The following is a 25,996-nucleotide window of genomic DNA, read 5'->3' on the forward strand; positions in this document are numbered from 1 at the left end:
GCTGGCGGGTTGCCAGCGCCGCAGGAGGATTCGGGGCCGGAGCAGATGCTAGCACGACTTGCCCGAGCGGAATGCTCGGACATGCATCCGGCCAACCCTCCCCTCAGGCCCGGCTCAAGCGGCAGCCGCTACAGGCGCGCCGGCAGCAGCGCCGACGAATGCCTGGTCCTGGAAACCGCGCGGCAGGCGCTGGGTGCCGGGCATGGCGGCCAGGCGTTTCTCCCAGAAGCTGCGCCAGTCGTTGTGCACGGCCTCGGCGCGGGCCTTGCGCTGGGCCCGACGCGCCGCATTGCGGGCCAGACGCCGCGCTTCCTTGTAGACCTCGGTGTTGCGGCAGCTGCGGCATTTCACCCGGTTCAGCTCGCTGGTGGATTCCAGGTGCTTGCCCGCATGACCGCAGGCCAGGTGCCCTTTGACCTTGTAGTGAGTGACCATCGCAGATTCTCCCTGTCCGGCGAGCGCACCCTCGCCGCTTGGCGGTGCCGCAGCCGGGCAATCGGTGCGTGCCGGTTGACTGTGGCGCTCAGGGCGTTGGACGGGCCGCTGCGCTGGCGGGTTCGAATTTTCTGACGCAGGTGCTCGTCAGTGGGTCGCCACCATTCGTGCGCCGAACAGCAGGTAGCAGCAACCGGCGAAGCGATCCAGCGCCCGGCGGAAGCGCCGGTAGATGCCGGCCATGCGCTCGCTGGCGAACACCAGCACCACGCAGCAGTACCAGCTGAATGAAAGCGTCACCATCAGCGTGATGGCCATGGCCAGCAATGGCGTAGAGGGCGTGGCCGGCATGGCGGTGGCGAACAGAGTGGCAACGAAGAGCGCAGTCTTGGGATTGGTCAGGTTGCCCAGCAGGCCGAGACGGAAGGCAGAAAAGGCGCTGCGCTGTCGCGCCACCTCGGCAAGGCTTTCGCCACCGTCCGCCGGAGCCTTGCGCTTGATCAGCTTGATGCCGAGGTAGATCAGGTAGGCGCCACCGGCCAGCTTCAACAGCAGGTACAGCGCGGGCGCAGCAGTGAAGAGCGACTTGATGCCGAGACCGCCAGCCAGGCCCCAGATGACCGTGCCACTGGCCACACCCAGCGCGGCAACCAAGCCGTGGCGGCGCGAATGCACGGCGGCGATGCGCGCGGTGGTGAAGAAGTTCGGGCCGGGCGTAATCACCGCCACGGTCCACAGCAGGGCCACGGATAGCAGCGGTGCGAAGGTGCTGGCAGCGGTCATGGGGCGTTTTCGTCGAAAGGAGGGCGAATGCGCATTCTAGCGTTCCCGCCCCGGTTTCACTCCTCCAGATGACAGACGCAGCACAGCTTGTTGCCATCCAGGTCGCGAACATAGGCGCCGTAATAGGTCGGCGAATAATGCAGACGCAGGCCCGGCGGCCCTTCATCAACGCCGCCCTGCTGCATGGCGCGGGCATGGAAGCTGTCGACCTGGTGCCGCGTGCGCGCCTCGAAGGCCACCAGGCTGCCATTGCCGATACTGGCCGGCTGGCCGTCGATGGGCTGGTAGACACAGAACACCACGTCGCTGTCCGGGTGGGCGAAGATCGCCCGCTCCGGCTGATGGCGATGCGCCTTGAGGGCGATCCCCAGCACGCCCAGCACCCTGCCGTAGAACTCGATGGCGCGCGGCAAGTCGTTGGTACCGACGGTGATGTGGCTGAACATGCCCCGCGCCCTCCTCTTCCGACCTCAATTGCCGGCGTGAGCACGCTCGATGGCGGCCATGTCCAGCTTCTTCATGCCCATCACCGCCTGCAGCGTGCGGCTGGCCTTCGCCGGGTTCGGGTCGGCGACCATGTCGCCGACGTGGCGTGGGCAGATCTGCCAGGACACCCCGTAGCGATCCTTCAGCCACCCGCAGACCTGCGCCTCCTCCGGGCCACCGGCACCAAGCTTGTCCCAGAAGTGGTCGATCTCCTTCTGGCTGTCGCACATCACCTGCAACGACAGCGCCTCGGTGAAATTGAAGGTCGGCCCGCCGTTCAGGGCGATGAAGGTCTGCCCGTCCAGCACGAACTCCACCGTCAGCACCGAGCCGGGCACGCCGCCGTGGCGGTCCTTCTCGGCCTCGGGGTAGTAGGCGGTCTGGACGATCCGCGAGTTGGGGAAGATGCCGACATAGAACTGGGCCGCTTCCTCGGCCTTGCCGTCGAACCACAGGCAGGGGGTGACGCGTTGCAGGCTGGACATGGTGAATCTCCTGATTCTCGCGCGGTCGGCTTGACCGGCATGCAGCTTGGTCGCCTGGGCGACAGCGTAATCGACAAGTCTAGGCGGACTTTCGCGCCTCACCGGACGACCGGTCGAGCGGCATGCGGGGCGCGGAATCAGATCAGTTGCCGCCTGCAATTCGACGCTTTACCTCCCGGTGAAGTCCTGCGCTGTGCTCGCGCCCCTCTCCCACTCCCTCTCCCAGAAGGGAGAGGGAGTGCTCTGCGCATAGAGGCGGACCCACGGTCAGCCGGCGAGTGCGGCGCTGTCAGGGCGCGCCAGACAGTTCCCTCGGCCTTCAGGGAGAGGGTTAGGGAGAGGGAAATCCCTTGCACGACGTTCAGAAGAGAACCTGGTGCGTTGTGCGTGCTCTGGAGTCGATAGCTATCGCTGCGCTCCACGGCAACCTACAAGTACCGCTCGATCTTCCCTCCGGCAGCGAGCCAGCTGAATACCCCGCCGGATCAGCGCGCCACGGCCCTGGCCCGTGCCTGGTGCAGCTTCTTGTAGCTCTCGATCAGGCGCAGGTGCTTGTCGAGGCCTTCGAGCTTCAGGCTGGTGGGTGTCAGGCCGTAGAAACGCACGCTGCCGTCCAGCGAGCCGAGCACCGCGTCCATGCGCTCGTTACCGAACATGCGACGGAAATTGGCCTCGAAGTCGGCCATCTCCAGGTCCTCGTCCAGCTGCACTTCCAGCGCCGCGCTGAGCGCCTGATAGAACAGCCCGCGCTCGACGGTGTTGTCGTTGTACTGGAGGAACATCTCCACCAGTTCCTTGGCGACTTCGAAGCGCTTCACGGCGAGGTTGATCAGCAGCTTGAGCTCCAGGATGGTCAGCTGGCCCCAGACCGTGTTGTCGTCGAACTCGATGCCGATCAGCGTGGTGATGTCGGTGTACTCGTCCACCTCGCAGGCTTCCAGGCGCTTGAGCAGCGACTTGAGGCGGACGATGTTCAGGCTGTGCAGGTTGAGGATGTCCGCGCGGAACGCCAGCGCCTTGTTGGTGTTGTCCCAGATGAGGTCTTCCACCGGGTAGATTTCCGAGTAGCCCGGCACCAGGATGCGGCAGGCGGTGGCGCCCAGGTGCTGGTACACGGCCATGTAGACCTCCTTGCCCTGCTCTTCGAGGATGCCGAACAGGGTCCGGGCCTCCTGGACGTTGGAGTCATCGCCATGCCCGGAGAAGTCCCACTCGACGAAGTCGTAATCGGCCTTGGCGCTGAAGAAGCGCCACGACACCACACCGCTGGAGTCGATGAAGTGCTCGACGAAGTTGTTCGGCTCGGTCACCGCCTGGCTTTCGAAGGTCGGCCGCGGCAGGTCGTTCAGGCCTTCGAAGCTACGGCCCTGGAGCAGCTCGGTGAGGCTGCGCTCCAGCGCCACTTCCAGGCTCGGGTGGGCGCCGAAGGAGGCGAATACGCCGCCGGTGCGCGGGTTCATCAGGGTCACGCACATCACCGGGAACTCGCCGCCCAGGGACGCATCCTTGACCAGCACCGGGAAGCCCTGCTCTTCCAGGCCGCGGATGCCGGCGAGGATGCCGGGGTACTTGGCCAGCACTTCCTGCGGCACGTCCGGCAGCGCCAGCTCGCCTTCGAGGATTTCGCGCTTCACCGCGCGCTCGAAGATTTCCGACAGGCACTGCACCTGCGCTTCGGCCAGGGTGTTGCCGGCGCTCATGCCGTTGGAGAGGTAGAGGTTCTCGATCAGGTTGGACGGGAAGTACACCGTCTCGCCATCGGACTGGCGCACGAACGGCAGCGAGCAGATGCCGCGCTCGGTGTTGCCCGAGTTGGTGTCATACAGGTGCGAGCCGCGCAGCTCGCCGTCCGGGTTGTAGACCTCCAGGCAGTACGCGTCGAGGATTTCCTCCGGCAGCGCGTCCTTGGGGCCGGGCTTGAACCAGCGCTCGTCGGGGTAATGCACGAACGGCGCGTTGGCGATCTCCTCGCCCCAGAACTGGTCGTTGTAGAAGAAGTTGCAGTTCAGTCGTTCGATGAACTCACCCAGCGCCGAAGCCAGCGCGCTCTCCTTGGTGGCGCCCTTGCCGTTGGTGAAGCACATCGGCGACTGCGCATCGCGGATATGCAGCGACCAGACGTTGGGCACGATGTTGCGCCACGAGGCGATCTCGATCTTCATCCCCAGGCCGGCGAGGATTTCCGACATGTTGGCGATGGTCTGCTCCAGCGGCAGGTCCTTGCCCTGGATATAGGTGCTGGCGCCGGCGTCGGTGCTCGGCATCAGCAGCGCCTGGGCGTCGGCGTCGAGGTTCTCCACTTCCTCGATGACGAAGTCCGGGCCGGTCTGCACCACCTTCTTCACCGTGCAGCGATCGATGGAGCGCAGGATGCCCTGGCGGTCCTTCTCGGAGATGTCCGCCGGCAGTTCCACCTGGATCTTGAAGATCTGCTTGTAGCGGTTTTCCGGGTCGACGATGTTGTTCTGCGAGAGGCGGATATTGTCGGTGGGGATGTCGCGGGTCTGGCAGTAGAGCTTGACGAAGTAAGCCGCGCACAGCGCCGAGGAAGCCAGGAAGTAGTCGAACGGACCAGGGGCCGAACCGTCGCCCTTGTAGCGGATGGGCTGGTCGGCAATCACCGTGAAGTCGTCGAACTTGGCTTCGAGTCGGAGGTTGTCGAGAAAATTGACCTTGATTTCCATGCGGGCATTACCACGAAAAAGTAGAAAGCGAACTGGCCGGCATTATCCGGACAAAAGCGCCGCGGGGATATCCCGACATGCCCGGCGCCGGTCGGGAAGCCTGCTCCGGCAGCCGATGCGCAGTCGACGCCCGGTCGACTGCAGGCAGCCGGCACGCCCGTGCTTCGGGTAAGATGCGCCGCCTCAAGCGCCCGCTACCCGTACAGAAGGAAACCACCGTGCTCACATCCCAGGTCATCATCATCGGCGCCGGCGCCGCGGGACTGATGTGCGCCATGAGCGCCGCCGCGCGCGGTCGCCAGGTATTGCTGATCGACCACGCCAACAAGGCGGGCAAGAAGATCCTCATGTCCGGTGGCGGGCGCTGCAACTTCACCAACCTGTACTGCGAGCCGGCCAACTTCCTCTCGCACAACCCGCACTTCTGCAAATCCGCACTGGCACGTTTCACCCAGTGGGACTTCATCGCCCTGGTGGCCAAGCACAGCGTGCCCTACCACGAGAAGAAGCTCGGCCAGCTGTTCTGCGATAACAAGTCCAGCGACATCCTCGGCCTGCTGCTCGATGAATGCGAGCAGGCCGGCGTCGACCTGCGCCTGGACACCTCGGTGAGCGAGATCGCCCGTCTCGACGAGGGCGGCTACCAGTTGCAGACCAGCCTGGGCCTGGTGCGTTGCGAATCCCTGGTGATCGCTACCGGCGGCCTGTCCATCCCGACCCTCGGCGCCACCGGCTTCGGCTACCAGATCGCCCGCCAGTTCGGCCACAGCGTGCTGCCGACCCGCGCCGGCCTGGTGCCTTTCACTATTACCGATCCGCAGCTCAAGGCGCTGTGCACCGAGCTGTCCGGCACCTCGGTGGAGGACTGCCGCGTCAGCTGCAACGGCCAGAGCTTCGTCGAGAACATCCTGTTCACCCACCGCGGCCTCAGCGGCCCGGCGATCCTGCAGATTTCCTCCTACTGGCAGCCTGGCGACACCATCAGCATCGACCTGCTGCCGCGCATCGACCTGCCCGTCTGGCTCGTCGAGCAGCAGCGCGAGCGCCCCAACAGCGAACTGAAAACGCTGCTGGGCGAGCTGTTCACCAAGAAGATGGCCGGCCTGCTGGCCGAGCAGTGGTTCGTCTCCAAGCCCATGAAGCAGTACACGCCGGCCGAACTGAAGGCGATCGCCGAGCGCCTGGGCGACTGGCAACTGGTGCCCGCCGGCACCGAGGGCTACCGCACGGCGGAAGTCACCCTGGGCGGCGTCGACACCCACGAGGTGTCGTCCAAGACCCTGGAGTCGCTGAAGTCCCCCGGTCTGTACTTCGTCGGCGAAGTGCTGGACGTCACCGGCCACCTGGGCGGCTTCAACTTCCAGTGGGCCTGGGCCTCGGGTTTCGCCGCGGCGCAGTTCGTCTAGGGCCAGCTCCGGAACGCCCCTGCAGGAGCGAGCTCGCTCGCGAACCGCCCAGCACCCAATTCAGGACCGTAGGGCGCATAACCCGGAACGGGTTATCCGCCGATGGCCTCGCGGCGGATAACGCTGGCGCGCTATGCGCCCTACGATCTTCGCCCTGCATCGGCGCCCCCTGTAGGAGCGGGCCATGCCCGCGATCGCGCGCACAGCGCGCACCTACAGGTGAGCTCGATTTCAGAGGTTTACAGGCTGCTGGCAGCAAAGGATGCACGGCTGTCCGGATTCGCTCCCTCGCCCTCGTTGTCTCTCGGGGGCCGCGGATTTCCAATGACATGGAGCGCGACGCACTCCGCGTCGCGCCTTGGAAATCCAGCCCTGGAGCCCGCCATGAGCCTCGCCCTGAACGGCGTCAAAGTCCCCGACAGCGCCCTTGCCAAGGCCATCACCGAGATGGTCCGCGACAATGCCACCGCGCTGCTATTCCACCATTCCTCACGCGTCTACTACTGGGGCGCACTGACCGGCGCGCGCAAGGAACTGAAGTTCGACGCCGAGCTGCTCTACGCCGGCGCGATGTTCCACGACATGGGGCTTATGCCACGCTACTGCAGTCAGTGCGAGCGTTTCGAAGTGGACGGCGCCGACTGTGCTGCGGAGTTCCTGCGCAGCCACGGCATCGCCGAGAGCGATATCGACACGGTGTGGACGGCCATCGCGCTGCACACCACGCCCGGCATCCCGCAGCACATGAAGCCGGAAATCGCCCTGGTCACCGCCGGGGTGGAAATGGATGTGCTGGGCATCGCCTACCCGCAGTTCACCGACGCCCAGCGTGACGCCGTGGTCGCCGCCCATCCACGCGGCGGGCAGTTCAAGCAGGACATCCTGCAAGCTTTCTACGACGGCATCAAAGGCAAGCCGGAAACCACCTTCGGCAATGTGAAAGCCGACGTGCTGGCGATGAAGGATGCCGACTTCGTGCGCGGCAACTTCTGCGAGGTGATCCTGCATTCCGACTGGGCCAGCTAGGGCCGGGCGATCAAGACCTGGGAATCATGAGCGTGCCCAGCACACCGGGCTCGCCCAGCAACTGCGTCAGCCATTGCATGAACACCCGCACCCGCTGCGGCAGGCGGCGGTGGGCGTAGAGCAGGGAGATTTCCATGGGCGGCAGCGCGATGTGCTCCAGCACCGCCACCAGCCGCCCGGCTTCCAGGTCATCCAGCACACCATGGATTGGCACCTGGATGATCCCCAGCCCGCCCATGGCCGCGCTTTCGTAGGCCTCGGCGTTGTTCACCGACAGCGCCCCGCCCATCGGCACGTAACGCACCTCGCCCTGGTGCAGGTACTCGAAGCCCGGCGGCCGCGCGCCCAGCACCGTCACGTAGTGGATCAGCTGGTGCCCGGCAAGGTCGTCCAGCGACTGCGGTACGCCGTGCTCGGCGAGATAGGACGGGCTGGCACAGGTCACCTGCGGGAACTGCCCGAGGCTGCGCGCCACCACCGACGGATCGTTCACCGAACCAACCCGCACCACGCAGTCGAAACCCTCGCGCACCAGGTCGACGCGGCGGTCCGTGCAGCTCACCTCCAGCTCCAGCGCCGGGTGTCGCACGAGGAATTCGCCCAGGCGCGGCATCACCAGCTTGCGCGCCATCACCGTCGGCATGTCCACCCGCAGGCGACCGCCGAGGGCTTCATCGTCCTGTCGGAACAGGCCCTGCAACTCGTCCAACTGGGCCAGCATGTCCTTGCTGCGCTCATAGAGCACCAGGCCGTCCTGGGTTGCGGTGACGCGCCTTGTCGTGCGTTGCAGCAGGCGCGTGCCGAGCAGTTCCTCCAGCGCCTGGATGTGCTCGGACACGGTGGAGCGCGGCAAGCCGAGCTGCTCGCCCGCCTGGGTGAAGCTGGCCAGCTCAGTGACACGGACGAAGGTGCGCAGGAGGTCAGGGCGGATCATGGGCGGGTCTCTGAACGATGCGTCGCTTATTGTTCGTGAATACCGACCAGTATTTCCGATTTCATCCTGTTTATCACCCATCAATCGAACAATAAGCTTTCCCTCAACCCCACCGCACCCACTCGCCTCAAAAACAGGAACTTCGCCATGACCCGCAAGATCGCTCTCATCACCGGCGCCAGCCGTGGCCTTGGCCGCAACGCCGCCCTGCACCTCGCCGCTGCCGGAGTCGACATCATCGGCACCTACCGCAGCCAGGCTGACGAGGCCCACGCCGTCGCCGCCGAGATCGAGCAACACGGCGGCCGCGCGGTGATGCTGCAACTGGACGTGGCGGACAGCACCCGCTTCGCCGCCTTCGCCGAGCAGATCCGCGCCACCCTGAACGACACCTTCGGCCGGCAGGACTTCGAATTCCTGGTGAACAACGCGGGCATCGGCCTCTACGCCAGCTTCGCCGAGACCAGCGAAGAGATGTTCGACCAGTTGATGAACATCCAGCTCAAGGGCCCGTTCTTCCTGACCCAGAAGCTGCTGCCGCTGATCGCCGACGGCGGCCGCATCCTCAACGTCTCCAGCGGCCTGACGCGCTTCTCGCTGCCCGGCTACGCCGCCTACGCAACCATGAAGGGCGCGATGGAAACCCTGACCAAGTACCAGGCGAAGGAGCTGGGAGCGCGCGGCATCGCCGTGAACATCCTCGCCCCCGGCGCCATCGAGACCGACTTCGGCGGCGGCCAGGTGCGCGACAACGCCGAGCTGAACAAGCAGATCGCCAGCAACACCGCCCTGGGTCGCGTCGGCCTGCCGGACGACATTGGCGCGGTGATCGCCACCCTGCTCTCCGACGGCGGCCGCTGGATCAACGGCCAGCGCGTAGAAGCCTCGGGCGGCATGTTCCTCTGAGCTTTTTGCAGGAGCGGGCTTGCTCGCGAACACGCCTCGCAGCGGGGCGATTCGCGAGCAAGCTCGCTCCTACAGGAATCCCGACACCGACGCTCCCCGCAGGAGCGGGCCCGCGAACCCCTCCCCGGCTTCGCGCAACCCGGCGCGCCCCGCCCCTGCAAACGCCCGGCGCCTGGGCGTGGCAGTTACTTCAGATGACGCTCGGCGGCGATCTCCGGCAGGTCGGTGCGACGCAGGTAGGTGAGCAGTGCCTCGTTAAGGTTCAGGCGGTCATGGATGTTCTGCTCGGCGAGTATCTCCAGGCACTCGCGGCTCAGGGTCATCACCACGCCGTTCTTCTGCGCCCAGACGAACTCGCTGGCGGGACGGATGCTGTCCTCGGCCACGTCCATGCCGAAGGAATCCTCGCTGAAACGCACGATGTACTTGCCGGTCTTGAGGTTGAAGCCGACGAAGCCGGACAGCCCGTCGGCGGCGTTGCAGATATCGCTGGAAGTGATGGCCATGCTGCCCCCTGGATTTTTTCTGTTATGGATTGGCACGCAGGAGGTCCCGCTTCTGTGAGCGGGTGGACATCGAATTCTGACAGCCTTGCCGGCGCCTGCTCAGGGGCCGGTTGTCGCACCCTCGCTGTTGCCTGGGCAACAGTTGGCCAGCAGTGTTGCGCCAGACGGAACACCGGCCGTTGTCCCGGCCAATCACCAAGTGTCTGATCCGCTGGGAATTTCCTCCCGTGGCACGGCTTTCGCTCTGCACACCCTGCGGCACCTTCGCCGCTGTGCAGCCCCGAGGAGCCCGAGCCATGAGCCAACAACCAATCCGCTTCGCCTACTGGGTCCCCAACGTCAGTGGCGGCCTGGTGGTCAGCAAGATCGAGCAGCGCACCCACTGGGACATCGACTACAACCGCCAGCTGGCGCGCATCGCCGAGGACGCGGGGTTCGACTACGCGCTGACGCAGATTCGCTTCACCGCCGGCTACGGCGCCGAGTACCAGCACGAATCGGTCGCCTTCAGCCACGCCCTGCTGGGCGCCACGGACAAGCTCAAGGTGATCGCCGCCATCCTCCCCGGCCCGTGGACGCCCGCGCTGGCGGCCAAGCAACTGGCGACCATCGACCAGCTCACCGGCGGGCGCATCGCGGTGAACATCGTCAGCGGCTGGTTCAAGGGCGAGTTCCAGGCCATCGGCGAACCCTGGCTGGAGCACGACGAGCGCTACCGCCGCTCGGAGGAGTTCATCCGCGCCCTGAAGGGCATCTGGACCCAGGACAACTTCACCTTCAAGGGCGATTTCTATCGCTTCCACGACTACAACCTGAAACCCAAGCCGATCCAGCGCCCGCACCCGGAAATCTTCCAGGGCGGCAGCTCGCGGGCCGCGCGCGACATGGCCTCGCGCGTCTCCGACTGGTACTTCACCAACGGCAACAGCGTGGAAGGCATCAAGGCCCAGGTGGACGACATCCGCGAAAAAGCCGCGGCCAACGGTCACTCGGTGAAGATCGGCGTGAATGCCTTCGTCATCGCCCGCGATACCGAGGAGGAAGCCCGCGCAGTGCTCGCCGAGATCATCGACCAGGCCGACCCGGAAGCGGTGAACGCCTTCGGCCACGCGGCGAAGCAGGCCGGGGCGGCGTCACCGGAAGGCGAAGGCAACTGGGCCAAGTCCAGCTTCGAGGACCTGGTGCAATACAACGACGGCTTCAAGACCAACCTGATCGGCACGCCTCAGCAGATTGCCGAACGCATCGTCGCGCTCAAGGCGGTGGGCGTGGACCTGGTGCTGACGGGCTTCCTGCATTTCCAGGAAGAAGTGCGCTACTTCGGCGAGAAGGTGCTGCCGCTGGTGCGGGAGCTAGAGCGGAAGCAGGCGCGGCAGACCGAGGCGGCGTGATCCTCGGCGGTTTGGCGTGGGGGGAAAGCAATCGCGGACGGAGTCCGCTCCCACCTCACCGGTAAGCCCGGTTCAAGGGCGCGCGTGGGAGCGGACTCCGTCCGCGATCATTTCCAGCCCGCATCACAAGCAGGCATGGGTTCGCGAGCAAGCTCGCTCCTACGAAGAGCCGCGCAGGGGCACGATGACCGTAGGAGCGAGCTTGCTCGCGAACGCTTTACGCGCCCTGCGTCAGGTGCCTGGCGATGGCCGTGCGCAACGGCGGCAGGTTCTGCGCCAGGCGCAGGCCGGCGTTGCGCAGCAGGCGTACCGGCGGACGCGGGTCGGTGTACATGCCGACGATCAATCGGGTCGCCTGGTAAAGCGGCCAGGTCGCCAGACGGTGGGCCATGGCGTAGCGACGCAGCGGCCAGGTACCGCCGATATCGCCGCCACGGCGATGGGTCGCGAGGATTTCATTGGCCAGCCGGCGCTGGCTCTGCAGGCCGAAGTTGAAGCCGTGCGCCGTCACCGGGTGCATGCCGACGGCGGCATCGCCGATCAGCGCGCTGCGCGGGCCGACGAAGCGGTCGGAGTAGACGCCCACCAGCGGGTAGCTGTGGCGCGGGCCGAGCAGCTCCATCCCGCCCAGGCGACGGTCGAAGCGACGCTCCATTTCGAGGGCAAAGGCTTTCTCGTCCAGCTCCAGCAGCGGCGCCATCTCGCGCTGCGGCAGGGTCAGCACTACCGAGGAGCGGTCGCCATTGATCGGCAGCAGCGCCAGGGTCTGGCCGTAGCCGAACCATTCCCAGGCGACGTTGTGGTGCGGTTTTTCGTGGGCCATGCGGCAGACCATCATGGTCTTGCCGAAGTCCTCCATGTGCGCGCCGATGCCGAGCATGCGGCGGGTCTCGGAGAAGCGGCTGTCGGCCGCCACCAGCAGACGCGCGTGGACGCGACTGTCATCGTCCAGAGTCAGCGACACCCCATCCTGCTGCACCTGCAGCGTGCGCAGCGCGCGGCCGCAGACCAGCGAGACGTCGGCGCACTCGTGCACTGCGTCGAAGGCGGCACGGCGAATCATCTGGTTGGACACGAAGTAGCCCAACTGCTCGGCGCCGGCGTGCTCGGCCTCGATGCGCAGGGTGAACAGCGAGGGGCCATTGAGCACCTGGGCATCACGCAGCGGCGAGACTTCCTGCGGGTCGATCCGCGACCACATCCCCAGGCGCTGCAGTTCGGCGCGGGAGGCGTGGGTCAGGGCGATCTCGCGGCCGTCCTCGGCGGGCTCGGCCACGGCGGCCAGCGGCTGGCGGTCGATCAGCAGGATCGACAGGCCACTGCCCGACAGCGAGCGAGCCAGGCAAAGCCCGGCGGGGCCGGCACCGACGATGGCGATGTCCACGTGCATGGGAGACTCCTTTCGCGAGGGATGGGCGGTCCCGGAGTCTAGGCTGGCCAGTGGCCGGTTTCGTTGCCGTGGATCAGTGGCCCGCGGCGAATACCTCCAAATAGACGGGCCTAGATCGACAGCCGCACGCCCCGCTGCGGGTCGATCACCGCCGCGCCCCGGCGCTTGTTCACCACCAGTTCGCCGATCTCGATCAGCCGGGTGCGCGTGACGTTGCGGCTCAGGCCCAGCAGATTCGCCGTATGTACCTGGTTGCAGTGGCAGAAACGATAAGCCGCGCGCAGTAGCGCATCCTCCACCCGCGCGTGCAGGTTGCCGCCCTGCTCTTCGAACAGGCGCTGGAAGGCCTGCTGGAGAATCTGCTCGGCCCCCAGGGATTCCAGGCGCGGTTCTTCACTGCGTTCGATACGCAGGTTGGACAGGTGCAGGTCCTCCGCACGCACCACGCCATCGCGACAGATCAGCAGCGTGTGATGGATGACGTTTTCCAGCTCGCGAATGTTCCCCGGCCAGGAATAGCTGCGCAGTTTCTGCGCCGCCTCGGCGCTGAGCTGGCTCTGCCCATAGCCCAGGCGCCGGCTGTACTCGGCGATGAAGTGGCGAGTCAGAGGGAGGATGTCGCCGGGGCGCTCGCGCAACGGTGAAAGCTCCAGGCTGACGACATTGAGTCGGTAGTACAGGTCCTCGCGAAAATGTCCGGCATTGATCGCCTTTTCCAACTGCACGTTGGTCGCTGCCAGCACCCGCACGTTGATCGGGATGCTCTTGCGCGAGCCCAGGCGAACCACTTCGCGCTCCTGCAGCACGCGCAGCAGCTTGACCTGGATCGGCATCGGCAGATCGCCGATCTCGTCGAGGAACAGGGTGCCGCCGTTGGCCTCCTCGAACCAGCCGGCCTTGGCCGCCAGCGCGCCGGTGAAGGCGCCCTTCTCGTGGCCGAACAGCTCGGCCTCCACCAGGGATTCGGAGAAGGCCCCGCAGTTCACTGCCACGAACGGCCCGCCACGTCGCGCGCTGAGGTTGTGGATGTGCCGCGCCACCAGTTCCTTGCCGGTTCCGGTCTCGCCAATGATCAGCACGCTGGCTTCGCTGGGCGCGACCTGTTGCAGGTGGTCGAGCAGCGCCTGGGATTTCGGGTCCTCGAACACCTGCGCCGTGGCGCGGATGGAAGTCGCCAGCGCGGGGGATTTAGGCAGGGTCAGCAGCCCCTCGGGTGTGGTCGCGTTCATGAGTAGAAAGTCGGTTGCGGCAGTTGCTGGTTCAGCGCCCAGTCGCCCAGCTCGCGGACCTTGTAGTCCACCGGGTCGTGCAGGGTCTGGGTGCGCAGGTTGCGCCAGTAGCGGTCGATGCGCAGCGCGGCGTGGGTGGAGCGCGCGCCGGTGACTTCGAACAGGCGATTGCAGATTTCCAGGCCGTTGCGGGTGGCCGCGACCTTGGCGGTGGCGATGGCCACGGCCAGCCGCCCGCGCTCCTCGGCGTCCAGCGCAGCGCCCTTGTTCCAGGCTTCATCGAGCAGTTGCGCAGCGCGGCGCACCAGCAGTCGGGTACTTTCCAGGCCGACCCAGAACTCACCGTAGTGTGCGAGCACGTAGGGGTCTTCACTGACCGTGGCGGCAGTGGAGCGGAACCACGGGCGGGCTTCCTTGAGCGTGTACTGCCGCGCTTCCTCGAACGCGCCTTCGGCGATGCCAAGGAAGACATGGGTGAAGATCAGCTGGGCGATCAGCGGGCGCAGGCAGGCGAAGGGCGTGCTCAGCGGGCCCGGATCGAGCAACAGCTCGCTCTCCTCCACCCGCACACGCTCGAAGGTGGCGCTGCCGCTGTCGGTCTGGCGCTGGCCCATGTTGTCCCAGTCGTGGGCCAGGCTGATGCCGCTGCGCGCGGTGGGGATGGCAGCGATCAGCAGCTTGCCACCCTCGCCGTCGAGTGCCGAGGCAATGAGCATTTCCGAGTCCAGCGCGCCGGAGCAGAAGCTCTTGCGCCCGGAAAACTCGCGCCAGCCGGCGAAGCTGCGCGACACGGTGCGGGTGTCCAGCGGGTTCAGCGCGTTGCCCCAGAACCATTGACTACGCGCGGTCAGTTCGAACCACGGCTGCCACTGTTCGGGCCGCGAGAACAGGCGCACGGTGGCCAGCATCAGGTGCTGGAAACCGAATACGTGGGCGATGGAACTGTCGACCACGGCGAACTGCCGGACGATGTCCAGCGTGGTGCTCCAGTCGGCGCCCAGTCCGCCGTACTCGCTGGGGATGATCAGCGACAGCAGGCCACTCTGGCGCAGCGCATCGCGCTCGGCCTTCGGCGTACCGCCACGGATGTCGCGCTCGGCGGCGGTTTCGGCGAAACCGGCGGCCAGGCGTTGGGCTATTTGCCCGGGTGTCTGTGCGTCGAGCCGCGTATTGGCGTTCACGCTCGCTTCCTCTTTGTTCGATTGAATGCGTGCCGGGCTCCTGCCCGGCACGTCATGGGCGGAGCTCAGCCGGCCTTGCGTCCGGGCAGCACATCATTGGCGATCATTTCGCCGAAGGGCCCGGTGAGATTGGTCACGCCGCGCCCGGCGAGGCTCGCATAGGGCTCGGGCAGCAACGGGAAGACCAGCTCGGCGAAGCGGTAGGCCTCTTCCAGGTGCGGGTAGCCGGAGAAGATGAAGCTGTCGATCCCCAGGTCCGCGTATTCCTTGATGCGCTCGGCGACCTGCTGCGGGTTGCCCACCAGCGCGGTACCGGCGCCACCGCGCACCAGGCCGACGCCGGCCCAGAGGTTGGGGTAGATTTCCAGCTGGTCACGGCGCCCGCCGTGCAGCGCAGCCATGCGCCGCTGGCCTTCGGAGTCGAAACGGGCGAAGGACTTCTGCGCGTTGGCGATGGTCTCGTCGGAGATGTTGGCGATCAGCTTGTCGGCGGCCTGCCAGGCTTCCTCGGCCGTCTCGCGGACGATCACGTGCAGGCGGATGCCGAACTTGACGGTGCGGCCCTGCTTCGCCGCTTTCTCGCGCACGTCGGCGATTTTCTGCGCGACCGCTTGTGGCGGTTCGCCCCAGGTCAGGTAGACGTCGACCTGCTCGGCAGCCAGGTCGTGAGCCTCGGCGGAGGAGCCGCCGAAGTACAGCGGCGGATAGGGCTTCTGGATCGGCGGATAGAGCGCCTTGGCGTTCTCCACCTGCAGGTGTTTGCCGGCGAAGTCCACCGATTCGCCCTGCAGCACGCGGCGCCAGATGCGCAGGAATTCGTCGGTGACTTCGTAGCGCTCGGCATGGCTGAGGTGGATGCCGTCGCCACGGTTTTCGTCCGGGTCGCCACCGGTGACCACGTTGATCAGCAAGCGCCCGCCGGACAGGCGATCCAGGGTCGCGGCCATGCGTGCGGAGACGGTCGGCGAGATGATGCCGGGACGGATCGCGACGAGATAACGCAGGCGCTCGGTAAGCGGCGCCAGGGCCGAGGCGACTACCCAGGAATCCTCGCAGGAGCGGCCGGTGGGAATCAGCACGCCGTAGTAGCCGAGGGAGTCGGCGGCCTGGGCGATCTGCTTCAGGTAAGGCAGCGACACCGGGCGCGCGCCCTCGCTGGTGCCGAGGAAGTGACCGTCACCGTGGGTGGGCAGGAACCAGAAAACGTTCATCGAGGGCTCCTCAGGCGGTCTTGCGCAGTTGCGGGCGGGCGAACAGCGGTGCGGCGCGCTCGGCGGCCAGCTGGATGCGGGCGCGCAGGGTGTCGCTGGTGATCTGGTAGTTGGCGAAGTCCGCCTCGCTGGCGTACACGCCGATGGGCAGGGTGATCGACTGGAAGAAGCTGAACAGCGGGCGCAACTGGTGGTCGAGAACCAGGGCGTGGCGCTCGCTGCCGCCGGTGGCGGCGAGCAGCACCGGGGTGTCGATCAGGGCGTTCATGTCCACCAGGTCGAACAGGTGCTTGAGCAGGCCCGGATAGGAGCCGCGGTAGACCGGCGAGGCGACGACCAGCAGGTCGGCGGTCTCGATCTCGCGCAGGGTGGCCTCCAGCTCGGCGGAGAGTTCCTGGCGGGACAGCGCGGCACCCAGCGGGCGGGCGATGTCGGCCAGTTCGATGATTCGGGCTTCTACCGGAAGCTGCTCGCCGACGGCGTCGACCACGGCCTGGGTGAGCACGAGGGTGCGCGAGGGGCGATAGGTGCCGCCGGAAACGGCGACCACTTTGATGGGGCGGGTCATGGGTTTTCCCTGTTGACTGTTGCGCTAGGTACAGAAGCCTTGAGCAAGGGCCGTACCAACAGGGAAATGTATGATTTTCGGGCACTTCGACCGGTTTTCCCGGCGTTTCATGTCACTCAGGCAACAGCTTTGCTGATCGACTGTTGCCTGGGCAACAGCGCGCCATCAGTGCGCGGCCAGTTCGCGCAGGCCGTGGGAGATGTTCAGGCCTTCGAGTTCGGCCACGTATTCGTCCGTGGTGAGCAGGCCGATACAGGGCGTCGCGCCGCGCTGACGCAGTTGTCCGGCGGCCAGCTTGCGCGCCAGCGCCACCGCCGCCATGCAGGGGATGCTGGGCCCGTGGTCCTGCTGCGCGAGTATTTCCCAGCACAATGCCAGGGGTTTGCCATCGCCATCGACGCCCTGCAGGTGGACGAACATGCCGCTGCGCCCGTCGCCCAACGGCTCCATCGCCACGGCCATCCGGTGCAGGCCGGCGCCCAGGCGCGCGGCGTCCTTCAGCAGGCCGGCGCGCACCAGCCACGACAGGCCCCAGGTGCCGAACTGGGTGAGGCCCAGGCCAAGGCCGGCGGAGAAACGCACGTCCTGCACGCCGGGGTAGCGTTGCGGGAACAGGTCGAGGTCCGGTACGTCGCAGTGGGCCAGCCAGCGTTTGCCCAGCGGTGCGGGAAAGCGGTGGCGATGCAGCCCCTGCCAGCCGTGCACATCCTGCCAGCGGCCCTGGCGCCACTGGCGCAATGGCTTGCCGCAGTAGCCCAGCACCGCGGAGACCGTGGCCTGGCCGGGAATCTTCGCCGAGGAGCTGATGCCATGGTGAATGCTGTCCAGGCGCTGGAAGCGCGGCAGCAGCTCGTCGATCACCGAGGCAGCCAGTGCGGGAACCGAACTGGCGCCGCTGCACACCAGCACCCCGGCGCTGCGTGCGGCGCGGTCGAGTTCGTGGATGCCGCAGACGAACTGGCGGGCGTCGGCCAGGTCGATGTAATGGGCGCGCGCGCCGATGGCGGCGCGGGCGACACGGTAGTCCTGTCCCTGGAAAGGCCCGGCGGTGGAAATCACCAGGTCGACCTTCAGCTCATTGAGGCGGCCGGCCAGCGTCGGCTGGTTCATGTCCAGGCACACCGCCTCGCCGCCCACCTGCGCGGCCAGTTCATTGGCGCGACGCTGGTCGCGCCCGCCCACCAGCACGCGGATGCCGTCGATGCCGCTGAGGCGGCGCACGATCAGGCTGCCGAAGTTGCCGTAGCCGCCCAACACCAGCACGCGAAAATTCCGTTCCATTGCCACTGACCCTGTTGCTCCCTGACTGCTGCTGGCGGTGCCAGCTCCTTCATCCCGGCTTGGCGCCCCCGTGATGGGGCAGATTGTCGTCCAACGGCCACCACCTGGCGCGGGAGTCGACGTAGTAATGTGCTTCGAGCTTTGTCCGCACGGGCTCGTCCAGGGTTCCCGCACGGACCCGCAAAGTGTCCGGCAGCGCATCGCGGGCGCTGTAGATGGGCGATCCGCAGGTGCGGCAGAACATGCGTTTCTTGTCCGGCGTGGCGCGGTACTCGGCCAGCTCCGACTCGCCGCTGAGCAGGCGGAACGCCGCACGCGCCACCGGGACATTGGTGGCGAACGGCCCGCCCTGCGCCTTGCGACACTGGCCGCAATGGCAGATCTGGATTGGCGCCAGCTCGCCGCTGATCTCGTAGCGCACCGCGCCGCACAGACAACCGCCCGAATGCATGCCCTGCCCCCTCTTCCGGTTTCGCGGAGCGAAGGAGTCTAGATCAGGCTCGGTCTCCTGCACCACCGTACTGAGGAGTGGTGCTTCAGACTTCGCTGCCCCAGCCCAGCGGATAAAGCAGTTCTTCCTTGTAGCCAGCCCACACCCGCGCTGCCGCCGGGAAGCTCGCGTCCAGTTCGGCATCACCGCTGTCCACCAGCAGTGGCCGACCTTCGAGTGTGCCGAGCTTGCGCTTGGTGGCAATCACTCGCAGCCGTTCGATGCCAATGGCGCGCAGCACGCGCGGGCTGATCTGCTGGTTGCCGCGCCCGAGGATGTGCCCCTGCCCACCGATGGCGGTGACCAGCAGGAAGGCCGGGTGCCCGTCCACCAGCTCGAACAGCTGCGCCTCGGTGACGTCGCGGGCAATCACTTCACCGTTCTCGATCACGTCGACGCCCAGCAGCGTGGTGTCCAGGTGCAGGTCGGCGGCCAGCCCATGCAGCGTCGAGCCGGGGCCGAAGACGTAGCGCACGTCGTTTTCCCAGCTGTCCTCCAGCCAGGCAGCGAGATCAGCCAGCACCAGCTCCTCGGTCTCCATGCCGGCCTGCTTCACGTGCTGCATGAAGTGGCCTTCCTCGGGCACCGTCAGTTCGGCGTACCAGCGCGCGGCGACACGACCCTCGCGCAGCGCAGCCTCGTCGAGATCGCGCACTTCACCCTGGGTCAGGCGCACCAGCCCGCCGTCCACCAGCCGCCGCGCCAGTTCTCCGGCGGCACGCGGGCTGATGGTGTAGACCCCGGAATGGATCTTCACCCCGGCGGGAATGCCCAGCACCGGCTGGCCTTCGCGGGCCACCTCGGCCACATCCCGCGCGGTGCCGTCGCCACCGGCGAAGAGGATCAGCGCCACGCCGGCCGACTGCAGCGCCTGCACGGCGTGACGGGTATCCGCCGCGCTGGTCTGCGCCTGCTCCAATTCGCCCGCCAGGAGATGGGCAAAGCCCATGTCCGCCAGCAGGTCGGCGCCCATCGGGCCGGGAAAGGTGAGGAACTCCAGGCGTTCGCGCACCGCCTGCAGGTGTTCCAGGGCGACTCGCGTGCGCTCCGCCGCCCGAGGTTCGGCGCCGCGCGCCAGGGCCAGTTCGGCGACGCCGTCGCTGCCCTTTAGCGCGGTCGGGCCACCGATACCGGCCAGCGGATTGATGATCAGCCCTATGCGAATCCTGTCCATACTCAACCTCGAGGGAAACTTCTTCGAACCACCGGCGCAATGCCAGGTCGGACCAGGGAAGCGGCAACTCCACGCACTATAACGACAAGCAAACGACCGGGGACCTCGCGATTGGCACGCAATCTGCGAGGGTATTACGGTCGTCTGTCTTCGGTGACGGTTCTTCGGCGCTGCCCTGCGCAGCCTCTGTCACCGGGGTTTCATCTGATCTGCCTAGACTGCTTTGAACCTGATGTAGAGGAGATTGGCCATGAGCCTGCAAACCCACCGTGAATCCGCCCCCCGCCCCACCCCGCGCCAGCCGCAACAGCCGGTCGGCGGCTCGATCATCGATGCCCAGGGCCGTGAAGTCCCGATCACCGAAGACATGATCCAGCGCGCCTGCCAGGAACTGGACAAGACCTGCGAGCCGCCGCGCCGCCAAGCGGAATAAAAGCGCGGCAGCGCGTCCGCCCTACTCCCCGACCCGGTTGGCGCCCAGCGCCGTCAGCAGGCTTTCCAGGCGCGGCGAATCGCCCTGGATGTCTACCCACAACCCGGTGATTTCCCGGCGCGGCGGGTAGTGCTTGCGCAGCGCGTCGAAGGCCGTCCGCCGGGTCTGGGTGTCTCCGATCAGACTGCGACGGAAATTGGCGTCATCACTGCGCGGGTCGTAGACCGCGCGGCAGAGCATCGCCAGGGCCCAGTCCGGATCGCACTCTTCCTTCAGGCTCAGTTCGGCCAGCCACTGCGCAGGCAGCAGGTCGTCGAGATCGACTGCCGGCGCGCGCTGCTGCCAGGCGCAGAACGCCTCGTAGATCTGCGCCGTGCCACGCAGCTTGCCGTCGAGGCTGTAGCCGGCGATGTGCGGGGTGGCGATGCGGCAGCGCTGGGCCAGTTGCACGTTCACTTCCGGCTCGCCTTCCCAGACGTCCAGCGCCACGTCGATGTCCGCGCCGGATTCCAGGTGGATGCGCAGCGCCGTGTTGTCGACCACTCCGCCACGGCTGGCATTGATCAGCCAGGTGCCGGGGCGCAGCGCCTTGAGGCGCTGCGCGTCGATCAGGTGGCGAGTCGGGTTTTCGCCGTCACGGGTCAGCGGCGTGTGCAGGCTGATCACGTCGCACTCGCGCAGCACTTCTTCCAGGCTACGGAAATCACCACCTTCGGCGGCGGCACGCGGCGGGTCGCAGACGCGTACGTCCCAGCCCAATCCGCGCAGCACATCCACCAGACGTCCACCCACCTGCCCCGCGCCGATCACGCCATAGCGGCGTTCGGAAAGCCTGGCGCCGTGCACTTCGGCCAGCGCCAGCAGGCTGCCCAGCACCCAATCAACCACGCCGCGGGCGTTGCAGCCCGGCGCACTGGACCAGGCGATGCCGGCCTCGGCGAAGTAATCGAGGTCCAGGTGATCGGTGCCGATGGTGCAGGTGCCGACGAACTTGACCTGGCTGCCCTCGAGCAGCTCGCGGCTGACGTCGGTCACCGAGCGCACCAGCAGGACTTCGGCGTCGCCCAGGGCGGCGCGGTCGATCCCGCGTCCGGGCAGGCGCCGGATGTCGCCATGGGCGCCGAAGAAGGCTTCGACCAGGGGAATGTTTTCATCGGCAAGGATACGCATGGGCTGACTCCAGAAATCGTCACCGGCTACTTTACCAGCGCCATTGCGCGCGGTCCCGCGCCACACACGCAAGGCTTTGCTGACCGGGCGGACAGCCCTTAAACTGGCCGGCTTCCCGCCAATTCTTCTTGCCAAGGAAAGCCGTGACCAGCCTCACCCAGCCCGTCTCCCGCGGACGGCGCACCGCCACCGAACTCAAGGAACTGCTGACCCTCGCAGCGCCCATCATGATCGCCCAGCTGGCGACCACCGCCATGGGCTTCGTCGATGCGGTGATGGCCGGCAGCGTGGGGCCGCGCGACCTGGCCGCGGTGGCGCTGGGCAACTCGATCTGGATTCCGATCTTCCTGCTGATGACCGGCACCCTGCTCGCCACCACCGCCAAGGTGGCCCAGCGTTATGGCGCCGGCGACCAGGCCGGCACCGGCCCGCTGGTGCGCCAGGCGCTGTGGCTGGCACTGCTGGTCGGCCCGCTGGCGGGGGCGACACTGTGGCTGCTCTCCGAGCCGGTGCTGCGCGCGATGAAGGTCGAGGAAGCGCTGATCGAACCCAGTTGCTTCTACCTGCGCGGCATCGCCTGCGGCCTGCCGGCGGTGGCGCTGTACCATGTGCTGCGCTGCTTCAGCGACGGCCTGGGGCGCACACGGCCGAGCATGGTGCTGGGCATCTGCGGACTGCTGCTGAACATCCCGATCAACTACGTGCTGATCTACGGCCACCTCGGTTTCCCGGCCCTGGGCGGCCCCGGCTGCGGCTGGGCCACCGGCTCGGTGATGTGGTTCATGCTGCTGGGCATGCTGGTGTGGGTGAACAGGGCCAAGGTCTACAAGCCCAGCGAACTGTTCCGCCACTGGGAGCTGCCGCAACCGAAGGTGATCGGCAGCCTGGTGGCGGTCGGCCTGCCCATCGGCATCGCGGTGTTCGCCGAGTCCAGCATCTTCTCGGTGATCGCCCTGCTGATCGGTGAGCTCGGCGAGAAAGTGGTGGCGGGCCACCAGGTGGCGCTGAACTTCAGCGCGCTGGTGTTCATGATCCCCTACTCGCTGGCCATGGCCGTGACTGTCCGCGTGGGCCAGTCGCTCGGCAGCGGTGCGCCGCGCGATGCTCGTTTCGCTGCCGGTGTGGGCATGGGCGCGGCGCTGGCGTATGCCTGCGTTTCCGCCAGTGGCATGCTGCTGATGCGCGAACACATCGCCGGGCTCTATACCCAGGACCCGGAGGTACTGGCGCTGGCGGCGACGCTGCTGGTTTTCTCGGCGCTGTTCCAGTTTTCCGACGCCGTGCAGGTCACCGCCGCCGGCGCGCTGCGCGGCTACCAGGACACCCGCGCGACCATGATCATGACCCTGTTCGCCTACTGGGGCATCGGCCTGCCGGTCGGCTACAGCCTCGGCCTCGCCCACTGGCTGCAGGAACCCACCGGCCCGCGCGGCCTGTGGGAAGGCCTGATCGTCGGCCTGACCTGCGCGGCGGTGATGCTGTGCATCCGCCTGTCGCGCAGCGCCAAGCGGCAGATCGTGCTGAACGAGAGGCGCGTCGCTGCCTGACGTCCATGACGCGAAAAAGCCGCCCTCGGGCGGCTTTTTCATTTGGAAACCCAGCGGGGAAAACACCGCACGAACTGGTCGCCGCACTGCAAGGACTCTGTAGGAGCGAGCTTGCTCGCGAACGGATTTCCCTCAGGCATCGGCGTCAAGCGGTTCGCGAGCAAGCTCGCTCCAACAACAGCAAGAAAGCCGCCCGAGGGCGGCTTTTTCGTTACGTATCCTGGGATCAGTCCGTCACCAGCGCCGGCTTCGGCCGACTGCTCAGCGTCGTCCCAACGGAGGCCACGATGATGGCGCAGATGGCGATCCACTGGTGCGAGGTCAGTTGCTCACCGAGGAAGAACAGGCCGGACAACGCACCGAACGCCGGCTCGATGCTCATCAACGTGCCGAAGGTACGCGCCGGCAGGCGGGTCAGCGCCACCATTTCCAAGGTGTAGGGCAAGGCACTGGAGAGGATCGCCACGCCCAGCAATGCCGGGAACAGGCTGACATCGAACAGCGCCATGCCACTGTGCGCGAGACCGATGGGCGCCACGCAGATCGCGGCGATGCTGATGCCCAGTGCCGCGCCCTGCGCGCCCAGGTCGTTACCGGCACGCTGGCCGAAGATGATGTAAAGCCCCCAGCAGACGCCCGCCCCCAGCGCCAGCGCGGCGCCCTTGGGGTCGATGCCGTGGCCGAAGTCGGCAATCGGCAGCAGCAGGCCAAGGCCGACCACCGCGATGGCGATCCACAGGAAGTCGATGGGCTTGCGCGAATAGAACAGCGCCACCGCCAGCGGCCCGGTGAACTCCAGGGCCACGGCGACACCCAGCGGGATGGTCTGCAGCGCCATGTAGAAGGTCAGGTTCATCAGGCCCAGGGTCACGCCATAGATGAACAACGGCTTGAGCGGCTTGCCGCGCAGCGAGGTGCGCCACGGGCGGAGGATCGCCAGCAGGAGGATGGCCGCGAAGATCAGGCGCATGGAGGTCACGCCTTCGGCGCCGAGCACCGGGAACAGGCTCTTGGCGACCGATGCGCCGGTCTGGATCGAGGCCATGGACACGATCAGGATGAGAATGGGGAAGACAGTGGACAGAAAGCGAGAGCGAGGCATGGTGCGGACCTGAACAGGCGTTGCAACGGTTGGGATTTCTTGGTTGACTGTTATGCGCAACATAATGCGCAAAAAGGCCAGAATGAGCAATATACTGCCCACTCCTTCCGAACGTCCCAGCGTCCTGGTGCACGTCGCCGATAACGTGAAGACGCACCGCCGCAGCGCCGGCTTCAGCCAGGACGCGCTGGCCAAGGCCTCGGGCGTCAGCCGGCGGATGCTGGTCGGCATCGAGAGCGGCGACACCAATGTCAGCCTCGCCACCCTCGACCGCATCGCCGCCGCCCTGAAAGTCACCTTCGCCGACCTGGTACGCCCGCCCTCCACCGGCGGCCTGACCCGTGTCGACGCGGTGGCCTGGGGCGGCCAGCAGGCCGACAGCCGCGGCACCCTCCTCGCCAGCACCCCCGCGACCCGCCAGGCCGAGCTGTGGCATTGGTCCCTGGCACCCGGCGACCGCTACAACGCCGAGCCAGACGCCGAAGGCTGGTACGACATGGCCTACGTGATCGAAGGCCGGCTGACCATCGTCCTCGCCGACGAGACGGTGGAGGTCGAGGCCGGTGGCTTCCATGTGTTCAAGAGCAACCAGCCGTTTTCCTATCAGAACCATGGGGATGTGCTGGTGCGGTTTGTGCGCAACGTCGTGAATTGAATCCTTTACAGCTGCGCCTCCCAGGGCTCATCGCGGGCATAGGCTGCTCCTACAGGTCGACGCCAGCGTTTGCGGCGGCGCGTAGGAGCGGACTCTGTCCGCGATAGATTCACCGCCGCGCCCAGCCGAACAGGGAGCTGGGCGGAATCATCGCGGACAGAGTCCGCTCCTACGAAAGCGAGCACTCCGCGGCTTTGGCTTTGGCTTTGGCTTTGGCTTTGGCTTTGGCTTTGGCTTTGGCTTTGAAGATTTCCAGAGAAACCTCCGCATGCGCCGAATGCCCCGTTCAGGAGGCCTCGTTGAAGCGGAGTTTCAGGGGTTGAGCGACATGGATGTCGCGAGAGCGGCGATGGGCCAGGGATGGCCCTTCGCCGCGGGCCCCTGAAACTTCGATTCGACGAGGGTATTTTTCGCCTCAAGCGAAAAACCGGATGTCCGGGGCAAGACCTTTGGTTACTTTGGGCGGGGCGGCCATCCGTCGTTTGCCAAAGTAACTCGCCCGAGGGGGCGAAACAGGGAGTCCGCGCACACGCCGCAGCGGCGCAGACACACCTAACCGTAAGCAAGAGCATCGCGGAGAAGCTCCGCTCCTACAGAGAGCCCCATCGGTCCGACCAATACAGACAAAAAAGGCCCGCAACAAGCGGGCCTTCCTCGCTCAAACCAAGCGTCAGCTGCTCTGCGGCATCTCACCCCGCGCCAGGCGCGCATTGATATCGGCGATCACCGCCGGCAGTTCAACGATGGTGTCGATCAGGTAGTGCGGCCGCGAGCCCTCGAACATCTGCCCGATGCGGCGGCGCTCCTGCTCCAGCTTCTGGGCCGGCAGCGCCTTGTACTGCTCGTAGGTCAGACCCAGGGCGTTGCCCGAGCAGGTCAGCGCCACAGTCCACATGCCGGCGCTGCGGCCTTCGAGGATGCCCGGCCAGGTGTCGTCGACCTTCACGCAAGCCGCGACGTCATTGATGCCCAGGGCGATCACGTTGGCCAGCGCCTGGGCCGGGTGCGGGCGGCCGTTGGGCACTTCGTCGGTGGCGACCACGTGGTCGGCGACGTAGCCGTTGGTCTTGGCCAGGGCGACGACCTTCTCCATCACCACCGCCGGGTAGCCGGAGCAGGAACCGACTTTCAGCCCACCTTTGCGCACGGCAGCGATGGCGTCCAGCGCGCCGGGAATCAACGCCGAATGCTCGGCGATCTTCTCGATCTGCAGCGGCATGAAACGCTCATAGATGGCGGTGACATCGTCGTCGCTCGGCACACGGCCGAACTTGGCCTTGTAGCGCTCGGCGATGGCAGGGATGTCGCACAGGGTGCGGATGTGGTCCCACTTGCCCATGCCCATCGGGCCACGGGCTTCTTCCAGGCTGACCTGCACGCCGAACTCGGCGAAGGCCTCGACGAAGATCTGGGTCGGCGCGAAGGAGCCAAAGTCGACCACGGTGCCGGCCCAGTCGAGGATGACGGCTTGCAGTTGCTGGGGTTGCTGGTAATTCATGGCGTTCAATCCTGTGAGAATTCGG

General features: G+C 66.5%; 25 protein-coding genes. 7 read left to right on the plus strand and 18 right to left on the minus strand.

The annotated features are described in order from the left end of the window. Nucleotides 1–114 precede the first annotated feature (114 nt). The 5 genes from UB43_RS01950 to UB43_RS01970 all read right to left on the minus strand — a co-directional run bounded on the left by UB43_RS01950 (nucleotide 115) and on the right by UB43_RS01970 (nucleotide 4,873). Nucleotides 115–435 carry a hypothetical protein gene (locus UB43_RS01950; protein ID WP_045207854.1) on the minus strand — a complete coding sequence of 107 codons (321 nt, stop codon included), beginning with the start codon at nucleotides 433–435 and terminating at the stop codon, nucleotides 115–117. Nucleotides 436–582: 147 nt separating this feature from the next. Next, nucleotides 583–1,218 (minus strand): LysE family transporter, encoded by a 636-nt coding sequence (locus tag UB43_RS01955; protein WP_045207856.1) that lies wholly within the window; start codon nucleotides 1,216–1,218, stop codon nucleotides 583–585. Nucleotides 1,219–1,274: 56 nt separating this feature from the next. Then, nucleotides 1,275–1,664 (minus strand): VOC family protein, encoded by a 390-nt coding sequence (locus UB43_RS01960; RefSeq protein WP_045207859.1) that lies wholly within the window; start codon nucleotides 1,662–1,664, stop codon nucleotides 1,275–1,277. A 24-nt stretch (nucleotides 1,665–1,688) separates the two neighbouring features. Continuing rightward, the gene (locus tag UB43_RS01965) at nucleotides 1,689–2,189 is read right to left on the minus strand and encodes a VOC family protein (protein WP_045207861.1); all 501 of its coding nucleotides are present in this window, start codon (nucleotides 2,187–2,189) and stop codon (nucleotides 1,689–1,691) included. Between the two features lie 485 nt (nucleotides 2,190–2,674). After that, on the minus strand, nucleotides 2,675–4,873 hold the full coding sequence (locus UB43_RS01970) for an OsmC domain/YcaO domain-containing protein (RefSeq protein WP_045207864.1): 2,199 nt from the start codon (nucleotides 4,871–4,873) through the stop codon (nucleotides 2,675–2,677). Nucleotides 4,874–5,046: 173 nt separating this feature from the next. Here UB43_RS01970 and UB43_RS01975 point away from each other — a divergent pair, with 173 nt between their 5' ends. Next, nucleotides 5,047–6,279 carry an NAD(P)/FAD-dependent oxidoreductase gene (locus UB43_RS01975; protein ID WP_045207866.1) on the plus strand — a complete coding sequence of 411 codons (1,233 nt, stop codon included), beginning with the start codon at nucleotides 5,047–5,049 and terminating at the stop codon, nucleotides 6,277–6,279. Between the two features lie 384 nt (nucleotides 6,280–6,663). Next, nucleotides 6,664–7,305, plus strand: a complete 642-nt coding sequence (locus UB43_RS01980) for an HD domain-containing protein (protein WP_045207869.1) — start codon at nucleotides 6,664–6,666, stop codon at nucleotides 7,303–7,305. 10 nt (nucleotides 7,306–7,315) lie between these two features. Here UB43_RS01980 and UB43_RS01985 read toward each other — a convergent pair whose 3' ends face one another. Continuing rightward, the gene (locus UB43_RS01985) at nucleotides 7,316–8,239 is read right to left on the minus strand and encodes a LysR family transcriptional regulator (protein ID WP_045207872.1); all 924 of its coding nucleotides are present in this window, start codon (nucleotides 8,237–8,239) and stop codon (nucleotides 7,316–7,318) included. Between the two features lie 147 nt (nucleotides 8,240–8,386). Here UB43_RS01985 and UB43_RS01990 point away from each other — a divergent pair, with 147 nt between their 5' ends. Further along, a complete protein-coding gene (locus UB43_RS01990; protein WP_045207875.1) occupies nucleotides 8,387–9,145 on the plus strand; it encodes an SDR family NAD(P)-dependent oxidoreductase in 759 nt (252 codons plus the stop codon). 185 nt (nucleotides 9,146–9,330) lie between these two features. On the opposite strand, the gene UB43_RS01995 is transcribed toward UB43_RS01990, so the two are convergent. After that, complete coding sequence (locus UB43_RS01995) at nucleotides 9,331–9,651, minus strand: DUF2025 family protein (protein ID WP_045207876.1); 321 nt, start codon at nucleotides 9,649–9,651, stop codon at nucleotides 9,331–9,333. Between the two features lie 296 nt (nucleotides 9,652–9,947). Between UB43_RS01995 and sfnG the strand changes: the two genes are divergently transcribed. Then, complete coding sequence (gene sfnG / locus UB43_RS02000; protein ID WP_045207878.1) at nucleotides 9,948–11,042, plus strand: dimethylsulfone monooxygenase SfnG; 1,095 nt, start codon at nucleotides 9,948–9,950, stop codon at nucleotides 11,040–11,042. 217 nt (nucleotides 11,043–11,259) lie between these two features. Here sfnG and ubiM read toward each other — a convergent pair whose 3' ends face one another. The 8 genes from ubiM to UB43_RS02040 form a co-directional block, all read right to left on the minus strand. Then, entirely contained in the window at nucleotides 11,260–12,432 is a 1,173-nt protein-coding gene (gene ubiM / locus UB43_RS02005) for a 5-demethoxyubiquinol-8 5-hydroxylase UbiM (RefSeq protein WP_045207880.1), read from the minus strand. Between the two features lie 110 nt (nucleotides 12,433–12,542). Further along, complete coding sequence (locus UB43_RS02010; protein ID WP_045207883.1) at nucleotides 12,543–13,661, minus strand: sigma-54-dependent Fis family transcriptional regulator; 1,119 nt, start codon at nucleotides 13,659–13,661, stop codon at nucleotides 12,543–12,545. Next, entirely contained in the window at nucleotides 13,658–14,842 is a 1,185-nt protein-coding gene (locus tag UB43_RS02015; RefSeq protein WP_045207885.1) for an acyl-CoA dehydrogenase family protein, read from the minus strand. Before UB43_RS02015 ends, UB43_RS02010 begins: the two co-directional genes overlap by 4 nt. A gap of 65 nt (nucleotides 14,843–14,907) precedes the next feature. After that, a complete protein-coding gene (gene ssuD / locus UB43_RS02020; RefSeq protein ID WP_045207887.1) occupies nucleotides 14,908–16,053 on the minus strand; it encodes an FMNH2-dependent alkanesulfonate monooxygenase in 1,146 nt (381 codons plus the stop codon). A gap of 10 nt (nucleotides 16,054–16,063) precedes the next feature. Continuing rightward, nucleotides 16,064–16,621, minus strand: a complete 558-nt coding sequence (msuE, locus tag UB43_RS02025; RefSeq protein ID WP_045207889.1) for an FMN reductase — start codon at nucleotides 16,619–16,621, stop codon at nucleotides 16,064–16,066. A 165-nt stretch (nucleotides 16,622–16,786) separates the two neighbouring features. Next, nucleotides 16,787–17,902: a saccharopine dehydrogenase family protein gene (locus UB43_RS02030; RefSeq protein ID WP_045207891.1), complete on the minus strand. Its 1,116-nt coding sequence runs from the start codon at nucleotides 17,900–17,902 to the stop codon at nucleotides 16,787–16,789. Between the two features lie 49 nt (nucleotides 17,903–17,951). After that, nucleotides 17,952–18,353 carry a GFA family protein gene (locus UB43_RS02035; RefSeq protein ID WP_045207893.1) on the minus strand — a complete coding sequence of 134 codons (402 nt, stop codon included), beginning with the start codon at nucleotides 18,351–18,353 and terminating at the stop codon, nucleotides 17,952–17,954. An 85-nt stretch (nucleotides 18,354–18,438) separates the two neighbouring features. Then, nucleotides 18,439–19,566, minus strand: a complete 1,128-nt coding sequence (locus UB43_RS02040) for an ATP-NAD kinase family protein (RefSeq protein WP_045207895.1) — start codon at nucleotides 19,564–19,566, stop codon at nucleotides 18,439–18,441. Between the two features lie 250 nt (nucleotides 19,567–19,816). On the opposite strand from UB43_RS02040, the gene UB43_RS02045 reads away from it, so the two are divergent. Beyond that, nucleotides 19,817–19,999, plus strand: coding sequence for a PA1571 family protein (locus tag UB43_RS02045; protein ID WP_045207896.1), 183 nt, complete (start codon nucleotides 19,817–19,819; stop codon nucleotides 19,997–19,999). A gap of 21 nt (nucleotides 20,000–20,020) precedes the next feature. Here UB43_RS02045 and pdxB read toward each other — a convergent pair whose 3' ends face one another. Then, nucleotides 20,021–21,169 (minus strand): 4-phosphoerythronate dehydrogenase PdxB, encoded by a 1,149-nt coding sequence (pdxB, locus tag UB43_RS02050; RefSeq protein WP_045207898.1) that lies wholly within the window; start codon nucleotides 21,167–21,169, stop codon nucleotides 20,021–20,023. A 143-nt stretch (nucleotides 21,170–21,312) separates the two neighbouring features. Between pdxB and UB43_RS02055 the strand changes: the two genes are divergently transcribed. After that, complete coding sequence (locus UB43_RS02055; protein ID WP_045207900.1) at nucleotides 21,313–22,716, plus strand: MATE family efflux transporter; 1,404 nt, start codon at nucleotides 21,313–21,315, stop codon at nucleotides 22,714–22,716. A gap of 226 nt (nucleotides 22,717–22,942) precedes the next feature. Here the strand turns inward: UB43_RS02055 and rhtA are convergent, their stop codons facing one another. Then, nucleotides 22,943–23,818: a threonine/homoserine exporter RhtA gene (rhtA, locus tag UB43_RS02060; RefSeq protein WP_045207903.1), complete on the minus strand. Its 876-nt coding sequence runs from the start codon at nucleotides 23,816–23,818 to the stop codon at nucleotides 22,943–22,945. Between the two features lie 52 nt (nucleotides 23,819–23,870). Here rhtA and UB43_RS02065 point away from each other — a divergent pair, with 52 nt between their 5' ends. After that, nucleotides 23,871–24,473: a helix-turn-helix domain-containing protein gene (locus tag UB43_RS02065; protein ID WP_045207906.1), complete on the plus strand. Its 603-nt coding sequence runs from the start codon at nucleotides 23,871–23,873 to the stop codon at nucleotides 24,471–24,473. Between the two features lie 670 nt (nucleotides 24,474–25,143). On the opposite strand, the gene phnX is transcribed toward UB43_RS02065, so the two are convergent. Then, complete coding sequence (gene phnX / locus UB43_RS02070; RefSeq protein WP_045207909.1) at nucleotides 25,144–25,971, minus strand: phosphonoacetaldehyde hydrolase; 828 nt, start codon at nucleotides 25,969–25,971, stop codon at nucleotides 25,144–25,146. Nucleotides 25,972–25,996 lie beyond the last annotated feature (25 nt).

Origin of the sequence: Pseudomonas sp. 21 (assembly GCF_000955805.1) — a bacterium.
Taxonomy (GTDB): Bacteria; Pseudomonadota; Gammaproteobacteria; order Pseudomonadales; family Pseudomonadaceae; genus Pseudomonas.